The sequence below is a fragment of the Acidovorax sp. GW460-11-11-14-LB4 genome, from assembly GCF_059423685.1.
Genome location: NZ_JBWKYJ010000011.1, coordinates 1 through 22,069 on the forward strand (window position 1 = coordinate 1; position 22,069 = coordinate 22,069).

The 22,069-nt window shown below is 67.0% G+C and carries 18 protein-coding genes; 12 read left to right on the forward strand and 6 right to left on the reverse strand.

The genetic code is table 11. From position 1 onward, the window contains the following. Nucleotides 1-174 precede the first annotated feature (174 nt). The 10 genes from AC07X4_RS06595 (at nucleotide 175) to AC07X4_RS06640 (ending at nucleotide 10,915) form a co-directional block, all read left to right on the forward strand. Nucleotides 175-1,905, forward strand: coding sequence for an AMP-binding protein (locus tag AC07X4_RS06595; RefSeq protein ID WP_494739598.1), 1,731 nt, complete (start codon nucleotides 175-177; stop codon nucleotides 1,903-1,905). A 14-nt stretch (nucleotides 1,906-1,919) separates the two neighbouring features. After that, the gene (locus AC07X4_RS06600; protein WP_494739599.1) at nucleotides 1,920-3,527 is read left to right on the forward strand and encodes a carboxyl transferase domain-containing protein; all 1,608 of its coding nucleotides are present in this window, start codon (nucleotides 1,920-1,922) and stop codon (nucleotides 3,525-3,527) included. An 18-nt stretch (nucleotides 3,528-3,545) separates the two neighbouring features. Continuing rightward, complete coding sequence (locus tag AC07X4_RS06605; RefSeq protein ID WP_494739600.1) at nucleotides 3,546-4,418, forward strand: alpha/beta hydrolase family protein; 873 nt, start codon at nucleotides 3,546-3,548, stop codon at nucleotides 4,416-4,418. A 10-nt stretch (nucleotides 4,419-4,428) separates the two neighbouring features. Further along, on the forward strand, nucleotides 4,429-5,367 hold the full coding sequence (locus tag AC07X4_RS06610; protein ID WP_494739601.1) for a dienelactone hydrolase family protein: 939 nt from the start codon (nucleotides 4,429-4,431) through the stop codon (nucleotides 5,365-5,367). Further along, entirely contained in the window at nucleotides 5,364-5,873 is a 510-nt protein-coding gene (locus tag AC07X4_RS06615; RefSeq protein WP_494739602.1) for a DinB family protein, read from the forward strand. Before AC07X4_RS06610 ends, AC07X4_RS06615 begins: the two co-directional genes overlap by 4 nt. Then, nucleotides 5,870-6,655 (forward strand): enoyl-CoA hydratase/isomerase family protein, encoded by a 786-nt coding sequence (locus AC07X4_RS06620; protein ID WP_494739603.1) that lies wholly within the window; start codon nucleotides 5,870-5,872, stop codon nucleotides 6,653-6,655. Before AC07X4_RS06615 ends, AC07X4_RS06620 begins: the two co-directional genes overlap by 4 nt. A 16-nt stretch (nucleotides 6,656-6,671) precedes the next feature. Beyond that, nucleotides 6,672-7,391 carry a DUF4126 domain-containing protein gene (locus AC07X4_RS06625; RefSeq protein ID WP_395456417.1) on the forward strand — a complete coding sequence of 240 codons (720 nt, stop codon included), beginning with the start codon at nucleotides 6,672-6,674 and terminating at the stop codon, nucleotides 7,389-7,391. Nucleotides 7,392-7,393: 2 nt separating this feature from the next. Further along, nucleotides 7,394-9,424 carry an acetyl/propionyl/methylcrotonyl-CoA carboxylase subunit alpha gene (locus tag AC07X4_RS06630; protein ID WP_494739604.1) on the forward strand — a complete coding sequence of 677 codons (2,031 nt, stop codon included), beginning with the start codon at nucleotides 7,394-7,396 and terminating at the stop codon, nucleotides 9,422-9,424. A gap of 69 nt (nucleotides 9,425-9,493) precedes the next feature. Continuing rightward, entirely contained in the window at nucleotides 9,494-10,414 is a 921-nt protein-coding gene (locus AC07X4_RS06635; RefSeq protein ID WP_440597404.1) for a 2-hydroxyacid dehydrogenase, read from the forward strand. A gap of 42 nt (nucleotides 10,415-10,456) precedes the next feature. Continuing rightward, nucleotides 10,457-10,915 (forward strand): DUF3592 domain-containing protein, encoded by a 459-nt coding sequence (locus AC07X4_RS06640; protein ID WP_494739605.1) that lies wholly within the window; start codon nucleotides 10,457-10,459, stop codon nucleotides 10,913-10,915. A 33-nt stretch (nucleotides 10,916-10,948) separates the two neighbouring features. Here the strand turns inward: AC07X4_RS06640 and AC07X4_RS06645 are convergent, their stop codons facing one another. The 3 genes from AC07X4_RS06645 to AC07X4_RS06655 form a co-directional block, all read right to left on the reverse strand. Next, complete coding sequence (locus tag AC07X4_RS06645) at nucleotides 10,949-11,977, reverse strand: Bug family tripartite tricarboxylate transporter substrate binding protein (protein WP_494739606.1); 1,029 nt, start codon at nucleotides 11,975-11,977, stop codon at nucleotides 10,949-10,951. Nucleotides 11,978-12,058: 81 nt separating this feature from the next. Beyond that, complete coding sequence (locus AC07X4_RS06650; RefSeq protein ID WP_494739607.1) at nucleotides 12,059-12,916, reverse strand: beta-keto acid cleavage family enzyme; 858 nt, start codon at nucleotides 12,914-12,916, stop codon at nucleotides 12,059-12,061. Then, on the reverse strand, nucleotides 12,913-13,911 hold the full coding sequence (locus tag AC07X4_RS06655) for a 3-hydroxyacyl-CoA dehydrogenase family protein (protein WP_494739608.1): 999 nt from the start codon (nucleotides 13,909-13,911) through the stop codon (nucleotides 12,913-12,915). The genes AC07X4_RS06650 and AC07X4_RS06655 overlap by 4 nt, the downstream gene beginning before the upstream one ends. A gap of 110 nt (nucleotides 13,912-14,021) precedes the next feature. On the opposite strand from AC07X4_RS06655, the gene AC07X4_RS06660 reads away from it, so the two are divergent. Next, nucleotides 14,022-14,939, forward strand: coding sequence for a LysR family transcriptional regulator (locus tag AC07X4_RS06660; RefSeq protein WP_494739609.1), 918 nt, complete (start codon nucleotides 14,022-14,024; stop codon nucleotides 14,937-14,939). 98 nt (nucleotides 14,940-15,037) lie between these two features. Continuing rightward, nucleotides 15,038-15,946, forward strand: coding sequence for a hydroxymethylglutaryl-CoA lyase (locus tag AC07X4_RS06665; protein ID WP_494739610.1), 909 nt, complete (start codon nucleotides 15,038-15,040; stop codon nucleotides 15,944-15,946). A 27-nt stretch (nucleotides 15,947-15,973) separates the two neighbouring features. Here AC07X4_RS06665 and AC07X4_RS06670 read toward each other — a convergent pair whose 3' ends face one another. From AC07X4_RS06670 to AC07X4_RS06680, 3 genes are read right to left on the reverse strand one after another with little or no spacing between them, the layout of a single operon-like run. Then, entirely contained in the window at nucleotides 15,974-17,437 is a 1,464-nt protein-coding gene (locus AC07X4_RS06670) for an efflux transporter outer membrane subunit (protein WP_494739611.1), read from the reverse strand. Then, a complete protein-coding gene (locus AC07X4_RS06675) occupies nucleotides 17,434-20,622 on the reverse strand; it encodes an efflux RND transporter permease subunit (RefSeq protein WP_494739612.1) in 3,189 nt (1,062 codons plus the stop codon). The genes AC07X4_RS06670 and AC07X4_RS06675 overlap by 4 nt, the downstream gene beginning before the upstream one ends. Before the next feature lie 18 nt (nucleotides 20,623-20,640). Further along, nucleotides 20,641-21,963 (reverse strand): efflux RND transporter periplasmic adaptor subunit, encoded by a 1,323-nt coding sequence (locus AC07X4_RS06680; protein ID WP_494739613.1) that lies wholly within the window; start codon nucleotides 21,961-21,963, stop codon nucleotides 20,641-20,643. Between the last annotated feature and the right edge of the window lie 106 nt (nucleotides 21,964-22,069).

The window sequence follows — 22,069 nt, forward strand, 5'->3', positions numbered from 1 at the left end:
GAGCGGGTGGGGCGGGCGGTTTCACGCCACAGAGTGTGCCAGCCGTGGCACGATTTGCAACCATTGTGGCAACCCGGCCGGGGCGTGGGCTTCTATGCTTGCCCAAGCTTGCTAATTGCCCGCCCGCCGTGCGCGTTCTGCCTGCGCTGGCCGGATGACCGAGGAGACAAACCCGTGACGACTGCAGCCGCAACACAATCCGCACCACTGGTGGAGAGCTACGCCCGTGGCGCCACCGATGTTCCCCTGATCGAGCAGACCATCGGCGCCTTCTTTGCCGACATGGTGGCCCGCCAGCCCGAGCGCGAGGCGCTGGTCAGTGTGCACCAGGGCCGCCGCTACACCTACGCTCAGTTGCAGGCTGAAGCCCACCGCTTGGCCAGCGCGCTGCTGGGCATGGGGCTCACCCCCGGAGACCGCGTGGGCATCTGGTCGCACAACAATGCCGAATGGGTGCTGATGCAGCTGGCCACCGCCCAGGTGGGCTTGGTGCTGGTCAACATCAACCCGGCGTACCGCACGTCTGAGGTGGACTACGCGCTCAACAAGGTGGGCTGCAAGCTGCTGGTGACCATGGCCCGCTTCAAGACCAGCGACTACCTGGGCATGCTGCGCGAGCTGGCGCCCGAGTGGCACCACCAGCAGCCAGGCCAGCTGGGCTCCGTGAAGCTGCCCCACCTGAACACCGTGGTGTGGATCGATGAGGCGGGGCAGGGCGCCGACGAGCCCGGCCTGCTGCGGTTTTCGGACCTGCTGGCACGCGGCAACGCGGCCGACCCGCGCCTGGCGCACATCGCAGCGGCGCTGAAGGCCACCGACCCCATCAACATCCAGTTCACCAGCGGCACCACGGGCTTCCCCAAGGGGGCCACGCTCACGCACCGCAATATCCTGAACAACGGCTTCTTCATTGGCGAATGCATGAAGCTCACGCCCGAAGACCGGCTGTGTATCCCCGTGCCGCTGTACCACTGCTTTGGCATGGTCCTGGGCAACCTGGCCTGCCTCACGCATGGCTCTGCCATCGTGTACCCCAATGACGGATTCGACCCGATCACCGTGCTGCAGACGGTGCAGGACGAGCGCTGCACCGGCCTGCACGGCGTGCCCACCATGTTCATCGCCGAGCTGGACCACCCGCGTTTTGCCGAGTTCAACCTCAGCACCCTGCGCACCGGCATCATGGCGGGCTCGCCCTGCCCCACCGAGGTGATGAAGCGTGTGGTGGAGCAGATGAATCTGCGCGAAATCACCATCGCCTACGGCATGACCGAGACCAGCCCCGTGAGCTGCCAAAGCAGCACCGACACGCCGCTGGACAAGCGCGTATCGACCGTGGGCCAGGTGCAGCCGCACCTGGAGGTGAAGATCGTGGACCCTGACACGGGCGCCATCGTGCCCATCGGCCAGCGCGGCGAGTTCTGCACCAAGGGCTATTCCGTCATGCACGGCTACTGGGGCGATGAGGCCAAGACCCGCGAGGCCATCGACGACGGCGGCTGGATGCACACCGGCGACCTGGCCACCATGGATGCCGAGGGCTACGTGAACATCGTCGGCCGCATCAAGGACATGGTGATCCGTGGCGGCGAAAACATTTACCCGCGCGAGATCGAAGAATTTTTGTACCGCCACCCGCAGGTGCAGGACGTGCAGGTGGTGGGTGTGCCCGACCAGAAGTACGGCGAAGAACTCTGTGCCTGGATCATCGCCAAGCCCGGCACGCAGCCTACCGAGGACGACATCCGCGCCTTCTGCAAGGGCCAGATTGCGCACTACAAGGTGCCGCGCTACATCCGCTTTGTCACCAGCTTTCCGATGACGGTGACGGGCAAGATCCAGAAGTTCAAGATCCGCGACGAGATGAAGGACCAGCTGGGCCTGGAAGAACAGAAAACCGCTTGAAAGAGCCACAACGTATGACCATTCTCGACACCCAACTCAATGCCCGCTCGGCGGACTTTCTGGCCAACGCTGCCGCCATGCGCACACTGGTGGATGACCTGCGCGCGCAGCTCGACAAGGTCGCCCAGGGCGGCGGTGAGGCGGCCCGCGCCAAGCACACGGCGCGGGGCAAGTTGCTGCCGCGCGAGCGCGTGCAGATGCTGCTGGACCCGGGAACGCCGTTCCTCGAACTGGCGCCGCTGGCCGCGCTCAACATGTACAACAACGACGCGCCCAGCGCGGGGCTCATTGCGGGCGTTGGCCGCGTGAGCGGCGTGGATTGCATGATCGTGTGCAACGACGCCACGGTGAAGGGCGGCACCTACTACCCGCTCACCGTCAAGAAGCACTTGCGCGCGCAGGAGGTGGCGCAGCAGAACCACCTGCCCTGCATCTACCTGGTGGACTCCGGCGGCGCCAACCTGCCCAACCAGGATGAGGTGTTCCCCGACCGCGACCACTTCGGCCGCATCTTCTTCAACCAGGCCAACATGAGCGCCATGGGCATCTCGCAGATCGCGGTGGTCATGGGATCGTGCACGGCGGGCGGCGCCTATGTGCCGGCCATGAGTGACGAGTCCATCATCGTCAAGAACCAGGGCACCATCTTTTTGGGTGGCCCGCCGCTGGTCAAGGCCGCGACGGGCGAGGTCGTGACGGCCGAAGACCTTGGCGGCGGTGACGTGCACACCCGCCTGTCGGGTGTGGCCGACCACCTGGCGCAGAACGACATGCACGCGCTGCAACTGGCACGCAATGCAGTGCGCAATTTGAATAAAAACAAGCCGCAGGTGCCCGCAGATCATGCACCGGTAGCTCCTAAATTCGCAGCAGAAGAGCTGTACGGCGTGATCCCCGTGGACACGCGCAAGCCGTTCGATGTGCGCGAGATCATTGCGCGCATCGTGGACGGCAGCGAGTTCGACGAGTTCAAGGCGCGCTACGGCACCACACTGGTCACGGGCTTTGCACGCATCGAAGGGATGATGGTCGGCATCATCGCCAACAACGGCATTCTGTTCAGCGAGTCGGCGCTCAAGGGTGCGCACTTCATCGAGCTGTGCTGCCAGCGCAAGATCCCGCTGGTGTTCCTGCAGAACATCACCGGCTTCATGGTGGGCCGCAAGTACGAGAACGAAGGCATCGCCCGCAACGGCGCCAAGATGGTGACGGCCGTGGCCACGGCCAGCATGCCCAAGTTCACCATCATCATCGGCGGCAGCTTTGGCGCAGGCAACTACGGCATGTGCGGCCGCGCGTACTCGCCCCGCTTCCTGTGGATGTGGCCCAACGCGCGCATCAGCGTGATGGGTGGCGAGCAGGCCGCAGGCGTGCTCGCCACGGTGAAGCGCGACGGCATCGAAGGCAAGGGCGGCCAGTGGAGCATGGAGGAGGAGGAAGCCTTCAAGGCCCCCATCCGCCGTCAATACGAAGACCAGGGCCACCCTTACTACGCCACGGCGCGCTTGTGGGACGACGGCGTGATCGACCCCGCCGACACCCGCCGTGTGCTGGCGCTGGGGCTGGCCGCCACGCGCAATGCGCCGATCGAAGACACCAAGTTCGGCTTGTTCCGCATGTAAGGGGCTGCAGAGATGCGCGTGTCTTGTGGACTGTCTTGGGGGGTGGCTTTGGCGGTGCTGGCCGGTGCCGCGCATGCACGGGTGGTGGAGGAGCAGATCGATGTGCCCGTGCAGGTCAAAAACCCCTGGGGCAAGCAGATCGCCCAAGACATCCGCGTGACGGTCTGGTCCGACGACACCAACCCGCGGCCCGCGCCGATTGCACTCATCAACCACGGTCGCGCACCGGATGCGCAAGGCCGGGCCAGCCTGGGGCGGGCGCGCTACACCGATGCGTCGCGTTACCTGCTGCGCCGTGGCTTTGTGGTGGCCGTGCCGACCCGCGTGGGCTATGGCGTGAGCGGTGGCGAGGACGTGGAGGACACGGGGGCGTGCAACAACCGCAACTACGCGCCAGGGTTCGACGCCGCAGCCGTGCAAATGTTGGCTGCGATGAACGCTGTGCGCCAGCGGCCTGACGTGGCGACCGACAGGGTGCTGGTGGTCGGGCAGTCGTTCGGTGGCGCCAGCACGGTGGCATTGGCCGCGATGAATCCGCCCGGAGTGGTTGCGGCCATCAACTTTGCAGGCGGCAGTGGCGGCGACCCCAAGGGCCGGCCCCAGAATCCCTGCTCGCAGCCAGCGCTGGAGCGCACTTTTCAGGTCTACGGTGCGCAGGCCAAGGTGCCCATGCTGTGGATCTACACCGAAAATGACATGTACTTCGGCCCCCAGTTGCCACGCCAGTGGCACGCTGCGTTCACCAAGGCGGGCGGCAAGGCGAGCTTTGTGCAGTTCCCGCCCCATGGCGAGGACGGGCATTCCCTCTTCACGCGTTTCCCGCAGGTGTGGCAGCCCGCAGTGTCCGAGTTTCTGGATGCGAACGGGTTTCCCGCCGCCGTTGCGCGTTGACTTGTCTGCCATGACGTTCGCCATCTACCTCTCTCCTCGCAAGGCCTTCGCCGCGTTGGCTCTTGTTGTCGCCTGCGTTGGCGTCTGCACTGGCGCCGCATGGGCCCAGTCGCCCGCTGGAGAGCCTGCGGCGCTGCACCAGGTGGAGTTGCCTTTGCCTTCCGGTACCGTGCTGCGTGCCCATTGGTGGCCAGCGCCCCAGCCATCATCCGCGCAGGCCAGTGCGTCTGTACAGCCGGCCGTTCTGGCGCTGCATGGCTGTGGAGGCCTGTTTGCCAAGGCGGGCGTGTTGTCTTCCCGCTACCGTGAAACGGCCGAAACGCTGCACGCCGCAGGCTATTCCGTGCTGATGCCGGACAGTTTCGGATCGCGCGGGCTGCGTGATGTGTGCCAGACCCGTTACAGCGACCGCAGCCTGAACGTGAACGACCGCGTGCAAGACGCGCGCGCGGCCCTGGTGTGGCTGGCCGCGCAGCCCGGCGTGGATGCGCGGCACATCGGCGTGATGGGCTGGTCCAACGGCGGCACCACCACGTTGAATTTGCTGGTGCAGCGGCTCACCCGCCCGCGCGAGGGCGAGCCGACACTGGCCGGTGCGGCGGTCTTCTACCCCGGCTGCGGGCCCCTGCTCAAACACCAGGCCGTGGCAGAAAGTGTTCCGCTGCTGATGCAGCTGGGTGCGCTGGACGACTGGACCCCAGCCCAACCCTGCGTGGACTGGGCCGGCACGCTGAAGGCCCGCGCTGGCAGCGACGTGACGGTGCACGTGTACGAAAGCAGCTACCACGGCTTTGATGGCACCGCGCCCTTGCGCCTGCGCGGCGATGTGCCCAATGGCACGTCGGCCCATGGTGTGCACCAGGGCGGAAACCCCACAGCGCGCGTTCAGTCGCTGGCCGCGCTGCAATCCTTCTGGAAACGGGTGCTGGGCACCCCGACCGCGCCATGAACGCCACCGACCATTTCACCCAACTCGCACGCTACAACCAGTGGGCCACTGCTCGCCTGCTCGACGCAGTGGCGGAGGTACCAGGGGACGACTACCGGCGCGATGTGGGCCTGTTCTTCAAAAGTATCCACGGCACGCTCAACCACCTGCTGGTGGGCGAGCACCATCTGTGGTTCGTGCGCTTTGCCGAAGGCACCTCGCCCAAGGTGGCGCTGGACGCCGAGCTGGAACCCGACCGCGCGCAACTCGATGCCCGCCTGCGCGAAGGAGCGGCTCGCTGGGCACCGCTGATAGCTTCGTTCGCTCCTGGTCGTTGGAGCGGCACGCTCGACTACACCACCATGCGTGGCACGGCGGCATCGCTGCCGTTTGCGGCCACGCTGGCGCACGTGTTCAACCACGGAACGCACCACCGGGGTCAGATCACTGCGGCATTGACCGCGCTGGACCAGCCCTGTCCCGAGCTGGACTTCGTCTACTTTCTGCAAAACCCGTCCAAGCCATGAGCAGCCAGAACCTTTCCATCACCCAAACCGGCGCCGTGGCGCGCATCACGCTCACGCAGCCTGAGATTCGCAACGCCTTCAGCGATGAGGTCATTGCCGAGATCACTGCGGCCTTTCTGGAAGTCGGAGGGCGTGCTGACGTGCGCGCCGTGGTGCTCGCCGCAGAAGGCCCTGCCTTTTGCGCCGGTGCCAACCTCAACTGGATGCGCCGCATGGCCGACTACACGCGCGATGAAAACATCGCCGATGCAGGCAAGCTGGCCGAGATGCTGCGCGTGATCTACGAATGCCCCAAGCCCACGATTGCCCGCGTGCAGGGCGATGTATATGCAGGCGGCATGGGCTTGGTGGCCGCGTGCGACATGGCCGTGGCCGTGGACACGGCAGGCTTTTGCCTCAGCGAGGTGAAGCTGGGGCTCATCCCCGCCACCATCAGTCCCTATGTGATCCGTGCCATGGGCGCACGCGCTGCGCACCGCTACTTCCTCACGGCCGAGCGTTTTGGTGCGGCTGAAGCCTTGCGCATTGGCTTTGTGCATGAGGTCGTGGTGGCTGACCAGCTCGACACCAAGGTGGACGAACTGCTCAAGGCCCTGACCAGCGCCAGCCCCAACGCTGTGCGCGTCTGCAAGAAGCTGGTGATGGATGTGGCTGAGCGCGAAATCAATGCCGGGCTGATTGCCGCCACGGTGCAGGGCATTGCCGACATCCGCGCCAGCGATGAGGGCAAGGAAGGCGTGCAGTCCTTCCTCAACAAGCGCAAACCCGCCTGGTTGGGCTGATCAGTACAAGCAGGCCATGGACGCCCTCTGGTTCAACATCGTGCAGTGGCTCCACACGCTGGGGCTGCATGTGGATGGCGGCACCGCGCGCGCCGTGGGCGACGCGGCAGCCACAGCAACTGCGAAGCTCGACATGCCCAGCCTGCTGGCGCTGGCCGCCGCACTGGGCTGGGCCAGCGGATTCCGGCTGTATGCCGTGGTGTTCCTGGTCGGCATGATGGGTGTGCTGGGCTGGATGCCCCTGCCGCCAGGCCTGGTCATGCTGCAGCACCCGCTGGTGCTGATGGTCAGCGGCTTCATGCTGATGGTGGAGTTTTTTGCCGACAAGGTGCCCTGGGTGGACAGCGCCTGGGATGCCATCCATGCCTTCATCCGCGTACCTGCGGGCGCTGCGTTGGCCTACGGCGTGTTCGGTGCCGACAACGCGACCATGGCCGTGGTGGCGGGACTGCTGGGCGGCTCGCTCTCTGCCACGGCCTTGGCCACCAAGATGACCACCCGCGCCGCCGTGAACACCTCGCCCGAGCCGTTTTCCAACTGGGGGCTGTCGTTCTTTGAAGACGGCCTGGTCGTGGCCGTGGTCTGGCTGGCCACGCAGCACCCGGTGGCCTTTGGCATCGCGCTGGTGGTGATGGTGGTCGTGTCGGTGCTGCTGCTGGTGGTGCTGTTCAAGTTTCTGCGCGCCGTCGTGCGGCGCTTGTCCTCTTTCTTTTCTGGTTCTGCCAAGGTGGCTTAAACATGTTCAACAAGATCCTTATTGCAAACCGTGGCGAGATCGCTTGCCGTGTCGCAGCGACCGCCAAGCGCCTGGGCGTGAAAACCGTCGCCGTGTACTCCGACGCCGACGCCAACGCCAAACATGTGGCCGTGTGCGACGAGGCCGTGCACATTGGCGGCAGCGCACCCAAGGACAGCTACCTGCGCTGGGAGCGCATCATCGAGGCCGCTAAGGCCACGGGCGCGCAGGCCATCCACCCTGGCTACGGTTTTCTGAGCGAGAACGAAGACTTCGCCAAGGCCTGTGCCGACGCGGGCCTGGTTTTCATTGGCCCCCCCGCCAGCGCCATCAATGCCATGGGGCTGAAGGCCGAGTCCAAGCGCCTCATGGAGCAGGCACAGGTGCCCCTGGTGCCCGGCTACCACGGTGCTGACCAGGACCCGGCGCTGCTGCAACGCGAGGCGGACCGTATTGGCTATCCCGTGCTCATCAAGGCCAGCGCCGGCGGTGGCGGCAAGGGCATGCGCGCCGTGGACAAGGCCGAGGACTTTGCGGCGGCGCTCGACTCCTGCAAGCGCGAGGCCATCAACAGCTTTGGTGACGACGCGGTGCTGGTCGAAAAGTACGTGCAGCGCCCGCGCCACATTGAGATCCAGGTGTTTGGCGACACGCACGGCAACTGTGTGTACCTGTTTGAGCGCGATTGCTCCGTGCAGCGCCGCCACCAGAAGGTGCTGGAGGAAGCGCCTGCGCCGGGCATGACGCCAGAGCTGCGCGCCCGCATGGGCGAGGCCGCTGTGGCCGCCGCCGAGGCTGTGAACTACGTGGGCGCGGGCACCGTGGAGTTCATCGTCGAGCAGCCCGGCGGCTACGACGCGCCCGAGCAGATGAAGTTCTACTTCATGGAGATGAACACCCGCCTGCAGGTGGAGCACCCTGTGACCGAGGCGATCACCGGCCTCGACCTGGTGGAGTGGCAGCTGCGTGTAGCGTCGGGCGAGCCCTTGCCGCTCCAGCAGCAAGACCTGCGCATCACAGGCCACGCCATCGAGGCCCGCATCTGTGCCGAGAACCCGGACAACAACTTCCTGCCCGCGACCGGTGCGCTCAATGTGTATGCGCTGCCCGATTGCGTGACGTTTGAAAGAGGCGCGGTGCGCGTGGATTCCGGCGTGCGACAGGGCGATGCGATCAGCCCGTTCTACGACTCCATGGTGGCCAAGCTCATCGTGCACGGCGACACGCGCGAACAGGCGTTGGCGCGGCTGGACGAGGCGCTGGCCCAGACCCACATCGTGGGCCTGGCAACCAACGTGCAGTTTTTGCGCCGCGTGGCACGCACCGATGCGTTTGCCAGAGCCAAGCTGGACACGGCGCTGATCCCGCGCGAGCAGGCCGTGTTGTTCCATCAGGAGCCCGTGGGCTTGCCCCTGGCCGCTGCGGCGGCCGTGGCGCAGGCCTTGCTGAATGAGCGCACGAGCGAGGGCGTGGACCCGTTCAGCCGCCGCGACGGCTTTCACACGCATGGCGTGGTGCAGCGTCGGTTTGAATTTGAATTTGGCGGTGAACACGCCAAGGCGCTGCTGACTTACGAGCGCGGTGGCGGCTTGCACTTGAAGGTGGGCGAGGGCGACGCTGCCGTGTCCGGTTCGCTGGTCTTTGGCGCAGCGCCCCAGGGCGCCATCGAGTTGCAGTTCGCCGGCCAGCGCACGCGCGCTGCCGTGTACGCGCAGGGCGAGGTGGACCATGTGTTCACCCCGCTGGGCGCCACGCAGATCACCGCCATCGACCTGCTGGCCCACGCGGGCGAGGCAGCGGCTGAAGGCGGACGCCTCACGGCCCCCATGCCCGGCAAGGTGGTGTCGTTTGCCGTGAAGGCGGGCGACAAGGTTGCCAAGGGGCAGCCACTGGCGGTGATGGAGGCCATGAAGATGGAGCACACCATCGCCGCCCCGGCCGATGGCGTGGTGCAGGAGCTGCTGTACGCGCCAGGCGACCAGGTGACCGAGGGGGCAGAGCTGCTCAAGCTGGTAGCCGCCGACAAGGCCTGAGCCAAGTAGTGTCCCGAGTCGTCTGCAGGTGACAGCGCAGGGGGCCCAATGCGGCTACGCTTGGGCCCCATGAAAATCACCTTTTGCTGTACCGATGCCAAGCCCGAGCCCTGGCTCCAGGGCTTTTCCGCCGCGCTGCCCGGCGTTGAGATTTCTGTTTGGCAACCCGGCGCCCCGCAGGCCGACTACGCCGTGGTCTGGGCACCACCCCAGCAGTTCATGGACGAACAGCCTGGCCTCAAGGCGCTCTTCAATATCGGTGCAGGGGTGGATGCCCTGCTCAAGCTGCGCTTGCCGCCCCAGGCCTTGGTGGTACGGCTGGATGATGCGGGCATGGCCGTGCAGATGGCTGAATATGTGTGCCACGCGGTCATCCGCCACTTCCGCGAGTTTGATGGCTATGAGGCCGACACCCAGGCGGGCCGCTGGGGCTACCGCAAGCCACGCCTGCGCAGCGACTATCCCGTCGGTGTGATGGGCCTGGGCGTGCTGGGCGAGCGGGTTGCCAAGGCGCTGGCGCAGTTTGACTTTCCCATCAACGGCTGGAGCCGTGGCCCCAAGGCCATCGACGGCGTGCGCGGCTTTGCGGGCGCAGATCAATTCAATGACTTTCTGGCCGCGAGCCGCGTGCTGGTCAACCTGCTGCCCCTCACGCCCGATACGGCCAACGTGATCAACAAGGACACGCTGGGCCGCCTGTTGCCCGGCGCTTATGTGATCAATGTGGCGCGCGGTGCGCACCTGGTGGACGAAGACCTGGTGGCCGCCATCGACAGCGGCCACGTGGCTGGAGCCACGCTCGATGTGTTCCGCACCGAGCCGTTGCCAGCAGGCCATGCGTTCTGGACGCACCCTCGCATCACCGTCACGCCCCACACCTCGGCGCGCACGCTGCGCGACGAGAGCATTGCCCAGATCGCACGCAAGATGGTGGCGCTGGAGCACGGCGAGGCGGTGGCGGGCATCGTGAACCCCGCGCGAGGCTACTGAAGTCGCCGGTCCACGCGCTCGCGAGCGTAGAAAATGGCGGGCATGAGCACATCCACGTTCCGTCGTTTCTTTGGTCTTTTGGGCTGGGTCCTGCTGGTGCCCAGCGCCTTGACCGCGCTGGGTGCGGCGTGGTTATTGGCCTCTGGCATGAACATGCTGGGCGACACGCACACCGCCAAGGGCCGGGTGGTGGCGCATGAAGAAATCATGACAGGCCCATCCCACCGCCGGGGGCTTGCCAAGAAGAGCATTGTGGAGTTTGTGGCGGGCGATGGGCGAACCTACAGCTTCACGGATTCGGTCGCACGCCAGCAGCAGGCCATCCACAAGGTGGGTGAGACTGTTTCGGTGCGCTACTCTGCCAAGGACCCGGTGCAGGCGGAAATCCGCAGTTCAACCACCGTGAAGATCGTGATCGGTGCAGTGATGCTGCTGTCCAGCGCCATCGGTATGGCTGTGGGCTGGCTGTTGCTGCGCTTGCGCCCCAGGTCTGTCGCATAGCCCTCTGTGCGCGGGCACAGAGGGTGTGCCTTTTCAATCCACCGTCACGCCGGCATCGCGCACCAGCTTGCCCAGTCGCTGCGCGTCGGCCTTGATGAGCGCCCCAAAGTCGGCCGCCGTGCCCCCCACCACGGGTGTGCCAATGGCTTCCCATTTGGTGCGGAAGGCGGGTTCCTTGAAGATCGCATTCACCGTGGCGTTGAGCTTGTCGACGGTGGCTTGCGGGGTGCCAGCGCGCACTGCAATGCCGTGCCAGCCGGTGATCTGGTAGCCCGCAATGCCGGCCTCCGCCATGGTGGGCACATTGGGCAGCACCTTGGCGCGTTCGCTGGATGTGACGGCCAACGGAATGAGTTTGCCCGCCTGGATGTGGGGCAGGGAGCTACCGACGATGTCGAACATCACGTTCACCTGTCCGCCGATCAGGTCGTTGAGCGCGGGGCCAGCGCCACGGTAGGGGATGTGCCCCATCTTCACGCCCGCCGTGGTGTTGAACAGCTCGCCCGCCAGGTGCTGCGGTGTGCCGTTGCCGGCCGACGCGTAGCTCAGCACCGGCTTTCCGGCCTTGGCCATGGCCAGGAACTCGGCCAGTGTCTTGACGCCCAGGGAGGGATGCACCTCCAGCACCAGCGGAAATGCCGACAGCTGGATCACCGGCACCAGATCGGACAGCGGGTTGAACGGCATGCTGGCGTACAGCGAGGGGTTGACCGCCATCGGGCCGCTGGCGGCCAGCAGCAGCGTGTGGCCGTCCGCTGGCGCCTGCTTGGCCACCTCGGCGCTGCCGGTGTTGCCACCGGCGCCGCCCTTGTTGTCCACCACCACAGGCACGCCCAGGCGGCTTTGCAGCTCGGGTTGCAGCATGCGGGCCATCAGGTCGGTGGGGCCGCCGGGCGGGTAGGGCACCACAAAGCGGATGGTCTTGCTGGGGAAGGCGGTGGCCGCTGTTTGCGCGGCAGCATGGCCTGCCATGCCCAGGGCCAGGGGCACGGCAAGGGCTGCGTGCAGCACGGCGCGCCGGGCGGTGCGAGGCGTGGATGAGTAAAGGTGGCGGTGGTGCATGTCTGTCTCCTGTGGGATGGATAAAGCCCGTCTGCTGCGGGTTGATGTCAATGGATGGGGAGCGCGATGGAGCGGTGCCGATCAGCCTGCGCCAAAGCGCTGCCGGATGTCGGCGGCGGTGGCCAGCGGGCGGCCCAGCGCGGCTGCGGCTTCGACGGCCTGGCGCACCAGCGCGGTGTTGTCGGGGGCCACGCTGCCGTCCTTGCACAGCAGGTTGTTTTCAAACCCCACGCGGGCGTGGCCGCCCAACGCGGCGGCGGCGGCCACGCAGGCGTTCTCTGCCGCCCCGAAGGCGCACACGGCCCAGGGCTCGTTGCCGTCATGGGCGTTTAGAAAAGGCAGCAGGTCGCGCGGGCTGGAGGTCTGGCCCGCGCTGTAGCGGCCCAGCACAAACAGCAGGAACCAAGGCGCATCCGGCACCACGCCACTGGCGCGCAGTGCCTGCCAGCGGCGCAGGTCGGCCACGTCGTACAGGATGACCTGCACCATGGTGCGGCGCTGGGCCAGGCCGGTGAAGAAGCGCTGCAGTCCGGCTTCGCCGATCTCGGGCTTGTCTACTTCGCGCAGTCCGATGGACACGGCCTCGGGTTGCAGGGCCTCCACCATGGCGATCTGCGCGGGGGCCTGGTACACGCCTGCGGCTTCGCTGGTGATCTGTATGACCATCGCGTCGCCCACGGCCTGGCGCACCACGCGCTGCGCCTCGCGGTAGCCTTCGACATCGAGGCTGTGGCGGCCTTGCGCGTCGCGGATGTGCATGTGCAGCATGGCCGCTCCCGCGTCCAGGCAGGCCTTGGCCGTGGTGGCCAGCGTGGCCGGTGTGATGGGCACGGCCAGATGGTCGGCGGGTTGCTTGTAGGCGCCGTTGGGCGCCACGGTCACGATCAGTGGGTCAACCCACTGGCTGGCAATGGTGGGTGATGCGGGCGATGCACTCATGCGCGGGCTCCAGTGGTCGTTGGGGTGTCCGTCTGTGACGTGTCGGTGGGGGGCTCGATGGTGGGCAACTCGCCGGCCAGCAGCGCCAGGCCCTGGCGCAGCAGGGTGTCGTAGCGCGTGCGTTCGGCCCGCTTGCGGTCTTCGGGCCAGTCAAAAAAGCCCTTGCCCGTCTTCATGCCGAGCTGACCCTGCGCCACCTTGTCGCGCAGGGCCTGGGCGGGTACGTCGGTGTTTGACAGCGTGGGGTACATGGTGGCGGCTGCGGCGGTGTGCACCTCAATGCCTGCGTGGTCGCGCTGCAGCACTGGCCCGGCCGCCAGAAAGCGGAAGCCAAAACCAAAGCGCACGGCGGCGTCCACGTCCTCCGGCGAGGCAATGCCTTCGTCGATAAGCGCAAACGCCTCGCGCGAGAGTGCGTGCTGCATGCGGTTGGCCAGAAAGCCGGGCTTGTCCTTCTTGACCAGCACCGGCACGCTGCCGCAGCCGCGCATGAAGGCGTGCAGCCAGGTGCCCAGGGCCGGGTTGCTGCGCTCGCCCAGCACCACCTCCACCAGCGGCACCAGGTGGGCGGGCATGAAGAAGTGCAGGCCCAGCATGCGCTGCGCCGTGGTCAGCCCCTGGGCAATGGCACTGATCGGAAAGCCCGAGCTGTTGCTGGCCAGCACGGCGTTGGGGGGGGCGACGGTTTCCAGCTCGGCAAACAGCTTTTGTTTGGCTGCCAGTTGCTCGGTGATGCATTCCACCACCAGCACCACGCCGCTCCAGTCCACGTCCTGCAGGCTGGCGCACACCTGCACCGGGCCGGCGTGGGCGGCCTGGCCGGCAGCGGCCAGCTCCTGCGCAATGTGGGGCAGCAAGTGGTCGCGGCGGGCGGCGTGGGGGTCCACCACCGTGACCTGCGCGCCGCCCCGGGCCAGGACCACGGCCACATCGGCCCCCATGGTGCCTCCGCCTACCACCACGGTGCGTGCGTTGCGCGGCGAACTGTTCTCCATCGTGTCTCCTTGTGGCTCTCAATCTGCTCAAGCGGTGTGCTTGCGTTGAATTCAGTCTAGGGGGCTCGCATTGCGCGGTCCAGACGTCTTTTTCGATAGACTGATCAGCTATGAAGATCAATTGGTCCGCCCGCGAGGTGGATGTGTTCCTCTCCCTGGCCGAGACGCTGAGTTTTCGGCGCACGGCCTTGCAGATGCACCTGTCGCAGTCGGCGGTGTCGGGCACGGTGGCTCGGCTGGAGGAGATGCTGGACGTGCGCCTGTTCGAGCGCACCACGCGCACCGTGCAGCTCACGCTGGCGGGCGAGGTGTTTGCCGAGCAGGCGCGGTTTCTGCGCCACCAGATGGAGGAGACCGTGCGCCGCGTGCAGGAGGTGGCGCAGCTGCAGGTGGGCCGCATTGCGCTGGCGGCGCTGCCGTCGTTGGCCGCCGGGGCCGTGCCGCGCGCGTTTGCCCGGTTTGCTGTGCAGCATCCGGGCGTGCAGCTGGAGCTGTTTGACAGCCTGGCCGGCCCGGCGTTTGACATGGTGCGCGCCGGGCGCGTGGACTTTGCACTCACCGCTGCCAACCCCGCCTATGCCGACCTGGACTACACCCCGCTGGTGTCCGACCGCTTTGTGCTGCTGATGGGGCGCACGCACCCGCTGGCCCGAGGGCGCAGCGCCATTGCCTGGGCGGATGTGGCCGAGCTGCCGCACATCTCCATGCCCGCAGGTACCAGCGTGCGGCAGTATGCGGAAGAGGCCTTGCTGACTCACCGCATCCGTTTTGCGCCGCGCTATGAGGTGGAACACCTGGCCACCATCGCGGCCATGGTGGCTGCGGGGCTGGGCGTGAGCGCGCTGCCCGAACTGGCGGCCCAGGTGGTGCGCAGGCCCGAGGTGGTCACGCGAGCGCTCAAGGCGCCCGTGCTGCACCGGCCCATCGGGCTGATCACGCTCCGGGGGCGGCCGCTGTCGCTGGCGGCGCAGGCCATGGTGGCCCTGCTGCGGCAAGAGGTGGCGGGTGATGGCGCCCGTACGGGCTGATGGCGCGTCCGGCGAATGGTCTGGCACGATATGGGGTGGCCCTGTGGAGGCGGTGGCGAGACAATGGCGGCATTCCTTGATCCACCCTTGGTAGCCCCATGAGCATTCCCTCCCGCGTCCACCTCATCGACGTTGGCCCCCGTGACGGCCTGCAGAATGAGAAGACCCCGGTGCCCGCCGCCGTCAAGATCGAGCTGGTGCACCGCCTGCAGCAGGCCGGCCTGAAAGAGATCGAAGTCACCAGCTACGTCAGCCCCAAGTGGGTGCCGCAGATGGCCGACAACCACGAAGTGATGGCGGGCATCACCCGCCAGAGCGGTGTGGCGTATTCGGTGCTCACGCCCAACCTCAAGGGCTTTGAGGCGGCCGTGCTGGACCAGCCTGACGAGATCGTTGTCTTCGGCTCCGCCAGCGAGGCCTTCAGCCAGCGCAACATCAACTGCAGCATTGCCGAAAGCATTGAGCGTTTTGCCCCGGTGGTAGAGGCCGCGTTGGCCGCTGGCATCCGCGTGCGTGGCGCCATGAGCTGCACCGTGGGCTGCCCGTACGAGGGCGACATTCCGCCCGAACGCGTGGCGTACCTTGCGGGCCTGCTGAAGGGCATTGGGGTGCAGCGCGTGGATGTGGCCGACACCATTGGCGTGGGCACCCCGCGCAAGGTGCAGAAAGCGCTGGAGGCCACGCTGCAGCACTTTGGCATCGACGAGGTGTCGGGCCACTTTCATGACACCTACGGCCAAGCACTGTCCAACACGCTGGCGGCGCTGGAGCTGGGCGTGTGGAACTTCCAGTCGTCCGTGGCTGGGCTGGGCGGCTGCCCTTATGCCAAGGGCGCGACCGGCAACGTGGCCACCGAAGATGTGGTCTACATGCTGCAGGGCATGGACATCGAGACCGGCATCGACCTGGACTTGCTCATCGACGCAGGCGCCTACATCAGCGGCTTTCTGGACCGCAAGCCCAACTCACGCGCGGCCAATGCCTTGTTGACCAAGCGCGCGGGCTGACTGCAAATCAGCTCCACCCGGCCGCCGTCAACCGGCGTCCGGGGTGCCGCCCAGCACCTTCCACAGCGTCACGCGGTTGACCTGCTCGGCCTGGCGCAGGCCGATGAGGGTCTGCTGTGCCGCATACAGGCTGCGTTGTGCATCCAGCACCGTGAGGTAGTTGTCCACCCCGGCCTTGAACCGCGCCTCCGACAGGTCGAACGCCTTTTGGGTGGAGGCCACCAGCCGCGTCTGCGCGGCGATGCGCTCGTCCCATTGCGCGCGGTCGGCCAGCACATCGGCGGTCTCGCGGAACGCGGTCTGCACGGCCTTTTCGTACTGGGCCACCGCGATGCGCTGGTTGGCCTCGGCCACCTGCACGTTGGCGCGGTTGCGGCCGGCGTCGAAGATGGGCAGTCGGACCAGTGGCACAAAGCTCCAGGTGCCGCTGCCCGCACCAAACAGGCCGTCCAGCTCGCGGCTGCCGGTGCCTACGTTGGCCGTGAGGCTGATGGTGGGGAACAGGGCCGCCCGCGTAGCGCCGATGTTCGCCTCGGCGGCGCGCAGGGCGTTTTCGGCGGCCTGTATGTCGGGCCGGGCGAGCAGCACGCTGGAGGCCAGCGGCACCGGTACGGGCTGCAACGCCGCCGGGGCCTGCGCGTCTGCACGCAGCGTGCTGGCGGTGGGCCACAGGGCCGCAGGCACCGGGCCTCCCACCAGCAATTGCAGTGCGTTGCGGTCGCGCTCCACCTGCGCCAGGTAGGTCGCCACATCGCCGCGTGCCGCGTCCACCGTGGTCTGCGCCTGGGCCAGCACCAGTCCCGATGTGGAGCCGATGGCGTGGATGCGTTCGGTCAGCGCATAGGCCTTTTCGCGGCTGGCCAGGGTGTCGCGCGCCAGCTGCAGCCGGGCTTCATCGGCGGCCAGGGTGAGCCAGGCGTTGGCCACATCTGCAATCAGGCCCGTTTGGATGTTGCGCTGGTTCTGCTGGCTCTGCAGAAACTGCTGCAGCGCTGCCTCATTGAGGTTGCGCACCCGGCCCCAGAAGTCGATCTCGTAACTGGCAAACCCCAGTTGTGCCGTGTACTGCGTGGCCACCTGCGCAGGGGCTGTGGCGCTGCTCATGCCAGCGGCGGTGCGCGCGCGGCTGGCCTGAGCCTGCGCGGTGACGCTGGGCAACAGGTCGGCGCGGGTGATGCCGTACTGGGCGCGGGCCCGTTCGATGGTCTCGACGGCCACGCGCAGGTCGCGGTTGTTCGACAGCGCGAGGGCAATGACATCGCGCAGCGGCTGGGCCTGCACCCAGCCCAGCGCCGCTGCCGCCTGCAGGCTGGCGTCGCTGGGCACGGCCGACTGTCCGCTGGTAGTGCCCACGGTGTCAGGCACCGGCAGGGCGGGGGGCTGGTGCATGGGGGCCAGGCTGCAGCCCGCGATCAGTGCGGTGGTGGCCAGGGCTGCAGCGATGGCGGCAGGCCGGCGCTGGCGGCGTGGCGAAAAGGGTGGGCGCGTCATGCTGCGCTCTCCTGAGTGGGGTGCGGTAGGGTGGTGGCTGGCGGTGGCGGTGCGTTGTCTTCGCTGCGCGACCGGCTCTTGAACCAGCGGCGGATCAGCAGGAAGAACACCGGCACCAGGAAGATGCCCAGCATCGTGGAAGCCAGCATGCCGCCCAGCACGGCGGTACCGATGGCCACCCGCCCGCCTGCACCCGCGCCGGTGCCGATGGCCAGCGGGATCACCCCGAAGCCGAATGCCAGCGAGGTCATCAGGATGGGCCGCAGGCGCAGGCGCACGGCCGCGACGATGGCGTCAAACAGGTTCTTCCCCTGCTCCTGCAGCTGCACCGCAAACTCCACGATCAGGATCGCGTTTTTGGACGCCAGCCCCACCGTGGTCAGCAGCCCCACCTGAAAGTACACGTCGTTGGTGAGGCCCCGGGTGTAGGTGGCCGCGAGCGCGCCCACCACACCCAGCGGCACGGCCAGGATCACCGACAGCGGCACGGTCCAGCTCTCGTACAGGGCTGCCAGGCACAGGAACACGAACAGGATCGAGATCGCGTACAGCATGGGGGCCTGGGCGCCCGACTGGCGTTCCTGCAGCGAGGCGCCCGTCCACTCGTAGCCAATGCCGGGAGGCAGTGTGCGCAGGATGTCTTCCACGATCTTCATGGCTGCGCCCGAGCTCACGCCTGGTGCCGCGCGGCCTTCCAGCTCGTACGCCGGGTTGCCGTTGTAGCGCAGCAGCTGCGGCGAGCCGTAGGCCCAGTAGCTGGTGGAGAACGCGCCAAACGGCACCATCTCGCCCTTGCTGTTGCGCACGCTCCAGCGGGCCACGTCCTGCGGCAGCATGCGCGCTGGCGCGTCGCCCTGGATGTACACGCGCTTGACCCGTTCGTTGTTCAGGAAGTCGTTCACGTAGGTGCCGCCAATGGCGCTGGAGAGCACGCTGTTGATGTCGTTGTACGACAGCCCAAGCGCGGCGGCCTTGCGGTCGTCGATCTCCAGGCGCAGCTCGCTGGCGTCCTCCAGGTTGGTCATGCGCAGGTTGGTCAGCTCGGGCCGCTTGCGCGCTTCGGTCAGGAAGGTGTTGGTGGCCGCCAGCAACGCCTGGTGGCCCAGGCCGTTCATGTCCTTGATCACGAAGTTGAAGCCCGAGCTGGAGCCCAGGCCCCGCACGGCCGGCGGCATGACGACCAGCACCCGCGCGTCACGGATGGAGGCCAGGTCGCGCGTGGCCTTGTAGGCGATCTGTGCGGCGGCCTGGTTGGGCAGCGTGCGGTCTTCCCAGGGCTTGAGGCGCACAAAGCCACGTGCCGAGGCCTGGTCTCCGTTGATGCCCGAGACTTGGTAGAAGCTCAGCACATCGGGCTGCTGCGCAAAGTAGTCGCGCACCTGGTCCAGCACGCTCTGCAGCCGCGCATCGGCGGCGCCCGAGGGCAGGTTCACGTTCACGTACAGGAAGCCCTGGTCTTCGTCGGGCAGGAAGGATGTGGGCAGGCGCGCCATGAGCAGCCACACCACGCCACACACCGCCAGAAAGATCAGGACCATGCGTTTGGTGCGGCGCAATGTGTAGGCCACCGTGCCCTGGTAGCGTGCCGAGGTGGCGTCGAAATGGTGGTTGAACCAGCGGAAGAACCGGTCGTTCAGGCCCAGCAGGCCGCGGCGGATGGGCCGGTCATGCCCGGCAGACGCGGCTGCTGGCTTGAGCAGCGTGGCGCACAGCGCCGGGGTGAGGGTCAGCGCCACAAACACCGACAGCGCCATGGCTGCCACGATGGTGATGGAGAACTGCCGGTAGATCACGCCGGTGGAGCCGCCAAAGAACGCCATGGGCACGAACACCGCCGACAGCGTGACCCCGATGCCCACCAGGGCGGGCGTGATTTCGCGCATGGACTGGCGGGTGGCCTCCTTGGCCGACTGGCCGGTCTCGTGCATCACCCGCTCGACGTTTTCGACCACCACGATCGCATCGTCCACCAGCAGGCCGATGGCCAGCACCATGGCAAACATGGTCAGCGTGTTGATCGAATACCCCGCCAGCGACAGCACCCCGAAGGTGCCCAGCAGCACCACCGGCACGGCAATGGCGGGGATCAGCGTGGCGCGGAAGTTCTGCAAAAACACGAACATCACGATCACCACCAGGATCATGGCTTCGCCCAGTGCGCTGACCACTTCCTTGATGGAGGCGCGCACAAAGGGCGTGGAGTCCGAACTCACGAAGTAGTCGATCTGGTTGGGAAAGTAGGGCTTGAGTTCAGCCAGCTTGGCGGCAATGGCATCGGCCACCTGCATGGCGTTGGCGCCGTCGGCCAGCACGATGCCCATGCCCGCGCCGGGCATGCCATTGAGCTTGGCCTTCACAGTCAGGTTCTCGGCACCCAGCTCCACGCGGGCCACGTCCTTGACGGTGACCACTGAGCCATCGAGCGCCGACTTGAGCACGATGGCCTCGAACTGCTCCACCGTCTTGAGCTTGGTGCGGGCGGTGATGGTGGCGTTGAGCTGCTGGTCGGACACCGCGGGCAGGGCGCCCAGCTGGCCGGCAGATACCTGGGCGTTCTGGGCGTTGAGCGCATTGACCAGGTCCGACGGCATCAGCGCGTACTTCTCCATCTTGGCCGGGTCCATCCAGATGCGCATGGCGTAGTTGGTGCCGAACACCGTGACGTCACCGACACCGTCGATGCGGCCGATCACGTCCACCAGGCTGCTGGTCAGAAAGTCGCCGATGTCCACGGCGCTCATGGAGGGGTCTTTGGAGAAGAAGCTGTAAGTGACCAGGAAGTCCTGCCCGCCCTTGTTCACGAACACGCCCCGGCTCTTGACGGCGTCGGGCAGGCGGTTGGTGGCGGCCTGCAGCTTGTTTTGCACCTGCACCTGCGCCACATCGATGTTGGTGCCGGGCGCGAAGGTGAGCGTGGTGCGTGAGCGGCCCGAGGCATCCGAGGTCGAGCTCATGTAGAGCATGTTGTCGATGCCCTTGAGCTGCTGCTCGATGATCTGCGTGACCGAGTTTTCGACCGTCTCGGCCGAGGCGCCGGTGTATTGCGAGCCGATGGTCACGCGTGGCGGAGCGATGTCGGGGTACTGCTCCAGCGGCAGCGTGACGATGGACAGCGCACCGCCCAGCATGATGATGATGGCGATGACCCAGGCAAAAATGGGCCGGTTGATGAAGAACTGAGCCATGTGCTGCGTCCTTCGTGCTCAGCGGGATGCCGCTGGGGAAGGGGCCGAGGCGGGCGCGGCACCTGCAGCGGGCGGCGCGTCGGCGCCTGGGGCTCCCTTGCGGCCCTTGGTGGGTGCTTTGGGGTCCACTTCCACTGCGCGCACCTTGTCGCCGGGTTTGACGCGCTGGAACCCTTCGGTCACAACGCGCTCGCCGGCAGCCAGCCCGCCTTGCAGCAGCCATTGGTTGCCCACCGCCCGGTCGATGCTGATCGGGCGTTTTTCCACCACATCGCCGTCTTTGACCACCAGCACGCTGGGCTTGCCGGTGAGGTCGCGGGTCACGGCCTGCTGGGGCACCAGCAGGGCTTCGGGCGCGAGGCCGGTGGGCAGCAGCGCCTGCACGTACATGCCGGGCATCAGCGTGCCCTTGGGGTTGGGCACCACGGCGCGCAGCGTGACGGTGCCGGTGGTGGCGTTCACGATCACGCCGGCAAACTGCAGCTGGCCGCGTTGTGCGTACTCGGTACCATCGTCCAGGCGGATGCGCACGGGGATCTTGTCGCCCTCGACCTTCTGGAAACGGCCAGCGTCCCAGTCCCGCTGCAACTGCATCAGCTCGGTGGTGGACTGGGTGAAGTCCACGTACATCGGGTCAAGCTGGACGATGGAGGTCAGCGCATCGGCCTGGTTGGCTGTGACCAGCGCTCCCGGCGTCACGTTGGACAGGCTGATGCGTCCACTGATCGGTGCCTCGATGCGGCTGTACTTGAGGTTGATGCGGGCGGTGGCCAGGTTGGCCTGGGCCACGGCCACGTCGGAGCGCGACTGGGCTGCGGCGGCCTGGCTTTCTTCAAAGGCCTGCTGGCTGATGGCGTCGATCTTCACCAGCTCCGCATTGCGCTTGGCCGTTGCCTCCTGGGTGCGCGCTGTGGCCTCGGCCTTGGCCAGGGCTGCCTGCGCGCTGGCTTCGGTGGCCCGCAGCGAGGCGTCATCGATCTGGTACAGCGGCTGGCCCTGGCGCACCAGCATCCCTTCGGTGAACAGGCGCTTTTGCAGGATGCCCGACACCTGGGGCCTCACCTCGGCCGTGAGCGAGGCGCGGGTGCGGCCGGGCAGGGCGGCTTCGAGCTGCTGGCTCTGCTGCTTGAGCGTGACCACGCCCACTTCGGGGGCGGCCTTGGCCGGTGCGGGGGCCTCGTTGGGTTTGCTGCAGCCGGACAAGATGCCCGCGGTCAGCAGCAGCCCCAGCAACGCTCCCCGGCATGGCAATGCCCCGAGGGCGGGGCGGCCCGGCACAGTGTTGGCAGGGGAGGTCGCGGGCAGGCTCGGGCACAGCGGGGACAACGCAGCATCGTTCATGGGCGTGGGAGCGGTTGGGTTGGGAAGGTTCGGCGCATTGTGGGGCGCACACATTTCCTGTTTGTAAAGTGGCCGGGTTTGGCCCGGGTGCCGGAGCGCCGCGCAG